Here is an 8,412-nt window from a genome sequence, read left to right on the forward strand (position 1 = left end):
AGACGATGACCGGCGGCATCGTCGTCGGTGGTTCCTCCACCGGTGGTGGCTGTGTCCCTGGCGGTTCCTGCTCGGAAACCGGATCGGGTTCGGTCGGCGGTAATGTGGGCTTATCTATATTGGGATCAGGCGTTTCAGCCGGAATAGGGATATTCATCGGTATGGCCTCCTTTGTGCTTTGCTCTATCGGTGGACAATCGCGTGGTGGATTTGATTCCCCGCCCGATGGCGGGATATCCGCCTGAACTTTTCACTCGTCGGCATGCTCGGAACCTAGACGGCCCTGCTCAGGGAGAGTGGCGTCGTTTCAGAATTTGAATCAAGCACAAGAGCGTCCACTGGGCGTTAAGGGGAGATGCTCGATGACTGCTGAAACACTGACTCAAGACGATTCAACCTCCACATTACCGCTGTCCCAGGCACTGTTGCTGCCAAGGATCGCGATTGAAAGCACGACCCCGGTGATCGATGGCGGCGAGTTCGCGGTCAAGGCTGTGGTTGGCCAGCGCGTGCAGGTTGCCAGCAAGGTGTTCGCTGATGGCCACGACAAGCTTGCGGTGATGATCCGCTGGCGCCCGCGCAGTGAAGAAAGCTGGCACAGCGTGGTGATGACCGATGTCGGCAACAACGGCTGGGAGGGCGCATTCACCGTGACCGCCCAGGGCCCGCATGAGTATTGCATCGAAGCCTGGATCGACACGTTTGCCAGCTTTCGCTACGAACTGAGCAAGAAACACGAGGCCGGGGTGCCGGTCAGCCTGGAGTTGCAGGAAGGCCGCAGCCAGGTCCTGCAAGCCGCCGAGCGCAGTGACAATGAGTTGCGTGACCGGCTGATGTTGCTGCACCACGAACTCTCCGGTTTGCTGGAAACCGAGCAGGTTGCGTTGTTCCTGCACGAAGACAGTGCACACCTGATGACCCAGGCCGATCACCGCGCCTATTTGAGCATCAGCCCGGTGTACCCGATTGATGTAGAGCGCGAGGCTGCGCAATTTGCCAGCTGGTACGAGTTGTTTCCCCGCTCGATCACCGACGATCCCGCGCGCCATGGCACATTCAACGATGTGCACTCACGGCTGTCGATGATCCACGACATGGGCTTTGACGTGCTGTACTTCCCGCCGATCCATCCGATCGGTCGCAGCCACCGCAAGGGCAAGAACAATTCCCTGACCGCCGGGCCGGATGACCCGGGCAGCCCGTATGCCATCGGCAGCGAAGAGGGCGGCCACGAGGCGATCCATTCGCAGTTGGGCACCCGTGAAGATTTCCGCAACCTGGTCAAGGCCGCCGCCGACCATGGCCTGGAAATCGCCCTGGATTTTGCCATCCAGTGCTCCCAGGACCACCCGTGGCTCAAACAGCATCCGGGCTGGTTCAACTGGCGGCCCGACGGCACGATCAAATACGCCGAGAACCCGCCGAAGAAATACCAGGACATCGTCAACGTCGACTTCTATGCGGCCGACGCGATTCCCAGCCTGTGGGTCGAGTTGCGCGACATCGTGGTCGGTTGGGTGGAAGAGGGCGTGAAGACCTTTCGCGTCGACAACCCCCACACCAAGCCGCTGCCGTTCTGGCAATGGCTGATCAGCGATGTGCGTTCTAAATACCCCGAAGTGATCTTCCTCGCCGAAGCCTTCACCACCCCGGCGATGATGGCGCGCCTGGGCAAGGTTGGTTACTCCCAGAGCTACACCTACTTCACCTGGCGCAACACCAAGGCAGAGTTGAGCGAGTACCTGAGCGAACTGAACGAGTCGCCGTGGCGCGAGTGCTTCCGGCCGAACTTCTTCGTCAACACCCCGGACATCAACCCCGGCTTCCTGCATGAATCCGGCCGCGCCGGCTTCTTGATCCGCGCCGCGTTGGCCACCATGGGCTCAGGCCTGTGGGGCATGTACTCGGGTTTTGAACTGTGCGAAGCGGCACCGGTGCCGGGCAAGGAAGAGTACCTGGACTCGGAGAAGTACGAGATCCGCCCGCGAGACTTCACGGCGCCGGGCAACATCATTGCCGAGATCGCCCAGCTCAACCGCATCCGCCGGCAGAACCCGGCCTTGCAGACGCACCTGGGGCTCAAACTCTACAACGCGTGGAACGACAACATCCTGTACTTCGGCAAACGCAGCGAGGATGGCAGCAACTTTATCCTGGTGGCCGTGAGTCTCGACCCGTTCAACGCCCAGGAGGCCAATTTCGAGTTGCCGCTGTGGGAGCTGGGCTTGCCGGACGATGCCCAGACCCAGGGCGAAGACCTGATGACCGGCCACCGCTGGACGTGGTACGGCAAGACCCAGTGGATGCGCATCGAACCGTGGCATCAGCCGTTTGGCATCTGGCGCATTACCGTTTCCTGAATCGACACCGATCTCCAAACCACTGGAGATCAAAGGTGGGAGCGGGCTTGCTCGCGAAAGCGGAGTGTCAGTCTCCGAATCGGTCCACTGATATACCGCTTTCGCGAGCAAGCCCGCTCCCACATTGACCGAGTTCCTTCAGGCAGAATTTTTCGAATTCCCAGGAGTTTCCAATGGCGAAGAAACCCAAGGCTGCCACCTTTATCAAAGATCCGCTCTGGTACAAGGACGCGGTGATTTATCAGGTTCACGTCAAATCCTATTTCGACTCCAACAACGACGGCATCGGTGATTTTCCCGGGCTGATCGCCAAGCTCGACTACATCGCCGACCTTGGTGTGAACACCATCTGGCTACTACCGTTCTACCCCTCGCCACGCCGTGACGATGGCTACGACATCGCCGAATACCGCGGCGTGCACAGCGACTACGGGACCATGGCCGACGCCAAGCGCTTTATCGCCGAAGCCCATAAACGCGGGCTGCGGGTGATCACCGAGCTGGTGATCAACCACACCTCCGACCAGCACCCCTGGTTCCAGCGCGCCCGCAAGGCCAAGCCCGGCTCGGCGGCGCGGGATTTCTACGTTTGGTCCGATGACGACCAGAAATACGACGGCACCCGGATCATTTTCCTCGACACCGAAAAGTCCAACTGGACCTGGGACCCGGTCGCCGGCCAATACTTCTGGCACCGCTTTTACTCCCACCAGCCGGACCTCAACTTCGACAACCCGCAGGTCATGAAAGCCGTCCTGTCGGTGATGCGCTACTGGCTCGACATGGGCATCGACGGCCTGCGCCTGGACGCCATTCCGTACCTGATCGAGCGCGACGGCACCAACAACGAAAACCTCCCCGAAACCCACGACGTGCTCAAGCAGATCCGCGCCGAGATCGACGCCAACTACCCCGACCGCATGCTCCTGGCCGAAGCCAACCAATGGCCGGAAGACACCCAGCTGTACTTCGGGGACAAAAAGGGCGACGACGGCGACGAGTGCCACATGGCGTTCCACTTCCCGCTGATGCCGCGCATGTACATGGCGCTGGCCCAGGAAGACCGTTTCCCGATCACCGACATCCTGCGCCAGACCCCGGAGATCCCGGCCAATTGCCAATGGGCAATCTTCCTGCGCAACCACGATGAACTGACCCTGGAAATGGTCACCGACAAAGAGCGCGACTACCTCTGGAACTATTACGCTGCCGACCGCCGTGCACGTATCAACCTGGGGATTCGCCGCCGCCTGGCGCCGCTGATGGAACGCGACCGCCGGCGCATCGAGCTGCTCAACAGCCTGCTGCTGTCGATGCCGGGCACGCCGACCCTGTACTACGGCGATGAGATCGGCATGGGCGACAACATCTACCTCGGTGACCGCGACGGCGTGCGTACGCCGATGCAATGGTCCATCGACCGCAACGGCGGCTTCTCCCGCGCCGACCCGGCCAGCCTGGTATTGCCGCCGATCATGGACCCGCAATACGGCTACCAGTCGGTCAACGTCGAAACCCAGACCCAGGACCCGCACTCGTTGCTGAACTGGACGCGGCGCATGCTCGCGGTGCGTAAACAGTCCAAGGCGTTCGGTCGCGGCAGCCTGAAAATGCTCTCGCCCAGCAACCGCCGCATCCTGGCGTATACCCGCGAATACGCAGGCGCCGATGGCAAGAATGAAATCATCCTGTGCGTGGCCAACGTGTCCCGCAGTGCCCAGGCCGCAGAACTGGACCTCTCGGCGTTTGCCGGCATGGTTCCGGTGGAGATGCTCGGTGGCAATGCCTTCCCGCCCATTGGCCAGCTGAATTTCCTGCTGACCCTGGCGCCGTATGGCTTCTACTGGTTCGTGCTGGCGGCGGAAAACCAGATGCCAAGCTGGCACGTGGAACCGGCACAAAGCATCCCGGACTTCACCACCCTGGTGCTGAAGAAACGCATGGAAGAATTGCTCGAAGCACCGTGCCGCACCACCCTGGAACAGAATGCGTTGCCGGCGTGGCTGCCCAAGCGCCGCTGGTTTGCCAGCAAGGATACGGCGATCGACGGCGTGCACATCGCTTATGGCGTGCGCTTCGGCGACCCGCAGCATCCGGTGCTGCTCAGTGAAATCGAAGTCACCAGCGCCGGCCAGGTCAGCCGCTATCAGCTGCCGTTCGGCTTCCTTGGCGAAGACCAGTTCACCAGCGCCTTGCCGCAACAACTCGCGCTTGCGCGTGTACGGCGAGTGCGTCAGGTAGGTTTGGTGACCGATGCCTTCAGCCTCGACACTTATATCCGCGGCGTGATCCAAGGCCTGCAGGCCAAAACCGTCCTCGACTCCACCGATGGCGAGATTCGCTTCGAGCCCACGGCGCAGTTGGCCAAACTGGAATTGAACCACGAGTCGGAAGTGCGCTACCTCGCGGCGGAGCAGTCCAACAGTTCCGTGGTGGTGGGCGGCAGCCTGGTGCTCAAGCTGATCCGAAAAGTCAGCGCCGGGGTTCACCCCGAGCTGGAAATGGGCGCCTACCTGACCGAGGCTGGCTACGAGCATATCTCGCCGCTGCTGGGCTCGGTGATCCGCCACGACGCCGATGGCCAGGACAACCTGCTGATGATCGCCCAGGGTTACCTGAGCAACCAAGGCGACGCGTGGGGCTGGACCCAGAATAACCTGGAGCGAGCGATTCGCGACGAACTGGCCGAAGCCATGTCCGAGCAGGAACAGCACTACAACGCCCTTGGCGAGCTGGCGGATTTCGCCGGCTTGCTCGGCCAGCGCCTGGGCGAGATGCACCTGGTGCTGGCGGCGCCCACCACTAACAAGGCGTTCAAGCCCGAGGTTACAACCCTTAAGGACAGCCAGGGCTGGGCCAGGCACGTGGGCGCACAAATCGACCACGCCTTGCAGTTGCTCAAACAGCATCAAACCAAGTTGAACCCTGCCGATCAGGCGTTGGTCAGTGCTTTACTGGAGCAGAAAAAGGCCATCGCCAGTCACGTTCAGGACCTGGCGAAAGCCACGGTGGGCGGGTTGCGCATTCGCGTGCACGGCGACCTGCACCTGGGCCAGGTACTGGTGGTCAAGGGCGATGCCTACCTCATCGACTTCGAGGGCGAACCGGCGCGGCCGCTGCCTGAACGTCGTGGCAAACACAGCCCGTACAAGGATGTGAGCGGGGTGCTGCGCTCGTTTGATTACGCGGCGGCCATGGCGGTGAATGTGCAGGGCGTCGACCAGTCGCCCGAGGCCAATGCGTCCCGACAACGTGTGGCGGATCGCTACTTGCATGAGGCCAGGCAGGCATTTATCCAGGCCTATCACGCTGCCACGACTACACTGGCCCATGACTGGCAGGATGCCAAAGGCCAGGACGCAGCGCTGGCGTTGTTCAGCCTGGAGAAGGCCGCGTACGAAGTGGCCTACGAAGCAGAGAATCGCCCGAGCTGGTTGCCGGTGCCGTTGCAAGGTTTGCACGGGCTGCTCAGCGGGTTGAAACCAATATCGAAAACTGCACGCGGTGGGGAGACGTCATGAGTTTTACAAGCAAAGAACCGCTGCAGGAAAAGTTGAGTGTGATGCCCAAGCCTGCTGATATCGAAGCCCTGGTGCGGGCCGAGCACCATGATCCATTCTCGATCCTGGGTCCCCATGACGACGAGCAGGGCGGCCAGTTCATTCGCGCCTTCCTGCCGGAAGCACTGAGTGTCCAGGTCCTGGCCCGCGACAGCGGCGAGCACATCGGCAGCCTCGATGCGACCCAGGTGCCGGGCTTGTTTGTCGGGCATTTCGGCAGCCGTCAGGCGTACTTGCTGAAGATCCAGTGGGCCGGTGGCGAACAGATCACCGAAGACCCTTACAGCTTCCAGCAACTGTTGCTGGGGGAGATGGACCTGTACCTGTTTGCCGAAGGCAATCACCGCGACCTGAGCAGTTGCCTCGGGGCACAAGTGACCAGCGTCGACGGCGTCCAGGGCGTGCGTTTTGCGGTATGGGCACCGAATGCCCGTCGTGTCTCGGTGGTGGGCGACTTCAATATCTGGGACGGGCGCCGTCATCCGATGCGCCTGCGCCATCCGTCCGGGGTGTGGGAGATTTTCATCCCGCGCCTGCAACCCGGCGCGGCCTACAAGTATGAAATCCTCGGTGCCCACGGCATTCTGCCGCTCAAGGCCGACCCCATGGCCCTGGCCACGCAACTGCCGCCGGATACTGCGTCCAAGGTCGCTTCGCCGCTGCAGGTCGACTGGCAGGACCACGACTGGATGCAATCGCGCAGCGAGCGACAAAAGCCCAGCGCACCCTTGTCGATCTACGAGTTGCATGCCGGTTCCTGGCAGTGCGAGCTGGATGAAGTCGGCGAGGTGTCCCGCCAGTACAGTTGGCGCGAGCTGACCGAGCGGTTGATCCCTTATGTACAGCAGTTGGGCTTCACCCATATCGAACTGATGCCGATCATGGAGCACCCGTTCGGCGGCTCGTGGGGTTATCAGGCGCTGTCGCAATTTGCCCCGACGGCACGTTTCGGCTCGCCGGAGGATTTCGCGTTTTTCGTCAACGCCTGCCATCAGGCCGACATCGGCGTGATCCTGGATTGGGTGCCGGCGCATTTCCCCACCGACACCCACGGCCTGGCGCAATTCGACGGCACCGCGCTGTACGAATACGCCAACCCGCTGGAAGGCTTCCACCAGGATTGGGACACCCTGATCTACAACCTCGGCCGCACCGAAGTCCACGGCTTCATGCTGGCGTCGGCGTTGCACTGGCTCAAGCATTTCCATATCGATGGCCTGCGAGTGGATGCGGTGGCCTCGATGCTGTACCGCGACTATTCGCGCAAGGCCGGTGAATGGGTACCCAACCGCCACGGCGGGCGGGAAAACCTTGAGGCCATCGACTTCCTGCGCCACCTCAACGATGTCGTTGCCCTTGAGGCTCCCGGCGCGCTGGTGATCGCCGAGGAGTCCACCGCATGGCCGGGCGTAAGCCAGCCGACCCAACAGGGCGGCCTGGGGTTCAACTACAAGTGGAACATGGGCTGGATGCACGATTCGCTGCACTACATCCAGCAGGACCCGGTGTACCGTGCCCATCACCACAACGAGCTGAGTTTCGGCCTGGTGTATGCCTGGTCCGAGCGGTTTATCCTGCCGATTTCCCACGATGAAGTGGTGCACGGCAAACACTCGTTGATCGACAAGATGCCCGGCGACCGCTGGCAGAAATTTGCCAACCTGCGGGCGTACCTGAGCTTCATGTGGATGCACCCGGGCAAGAAGCTGCTGTTCATGGGCTGCGAGTTCGGCCAATGGCGCGAGTGGAACCACGATCAGCAACTGGACTGGTACCTGCTGCAATACCCCGAACACCGGGGCGTGCAGAAACTGGTGGGCGACCTGAACCGTCTGTACCGCGAAGAGCCGGCGCTGCATGACCAGGACGACGCGCCACAGGGCTTCCAGTGGTTGATTGGGGATGACGCGATCAACAGCGTCTACGCCTGGTTGCGCTGGAGCAAGGACGGCAGGCCGGTGCTGGTGGTGGCCAACTTCACACCGGTACCGCGTGAGGCCTACAAGGTCGGCGTGCCGTTTGCCGGGCGCTGGAGCGAGGTGATCAACAGCGATGCCGACACCTATGCCGGTTCCAACTTCGGCAACGGTGGCGGGGCGTTTACGGAGGAGGAGCCCAAGCATGGGCAGCCGTTGTCGCTGTCGTTGAACCTGCCGCCGCTGGGTGTGCTGATACTGCGACCGGACGCCTGACTTCCAGACGATGAAGACCCCATGTGGGAGCGGGCTTGCTCGCGAATACGGATTACCAGTGCCAGATTTTTTGGCTGACACAGCGCATTCGCGAGCAAGCCCGCTCCCACATTGGGAATGTGTTGTGGCTTAGAAATCAATTTTCACGCCAACCGTGCCTTCCCGCCCATTGAGCTGATTGCTGTCCAGGTTGCGGCTGTACCCCACCTCGCCATACACCTTCACCGTGTTCGAAACCTGCAGCGTCGCCCCGGCGCTGAGGTCCATCGTGGTGGATTGCTGGTCGGTATTGATATCCGT

3 protein-coding genes are annotated in these 8,412 nt (G+C 61.6%); all 3 read left to right on the forward strand.

What is annotated here, in order from left to right:
• The first annotated feature begins 362 nt into the window (after nucleotides 1–362).
• The 3 genes from JV201_RS13075 to glgB all read left to right on the forward strand — a co-directional run bounded on the left by JV201_RS13075 (nucleotide 363) and on the right by glgB (nucleotide 8,112).
• Complete coding sequence (locus JV201_RS13075) at nucleotides 363–2,360, forward strand: alpha-1,4-glucan--maltose-1-phosphate maltosyltransferase (protein ID WP_102605565.1); 1,998 nt, start codon at nucleotides 363–365, stop codon at nucleotides 2,358–2,360.
• 173 nt (nucleotides 2,361–2,533) lie between these two features.
• On the forward strand, nucleotides 2,534–5,881 hold the full coding sequence (gene treS, locus JV201_RS13080; RefSeq protein WP_219407039.1) for a maltose alpha-D-glucosyltransferase: 3,348 nt from the start codon (nucleotides 2,534–2,536) through the stop codon (nucleotides 5,879–5,881).
• Entirely contained in the window at nucleotides 5,878–8,112 is a 2,235-nt protein-coding gene (gene glgB / locus JV201_RS13085) for a 1,4-alpha-glucan branching protein GlgB (RefSeq protein WP_102605563.1), read from the forward strand. The genes treS and glgB overlap by 4 nt, the downstream gene beginning before the upstream one ends.
• Nucleotides 8,113–8,412: the final 300 nt, after the last annotated feature.

This window comes from Pseudomonas sp. Colony2, assembly GCF_019382755.1.
Classification (GTDB): Bacteria; Pseudomonadota; Gammaproteobacteria; order Pseudomonadales; family Pseudomonadaceae; genus Aquipseudomonas.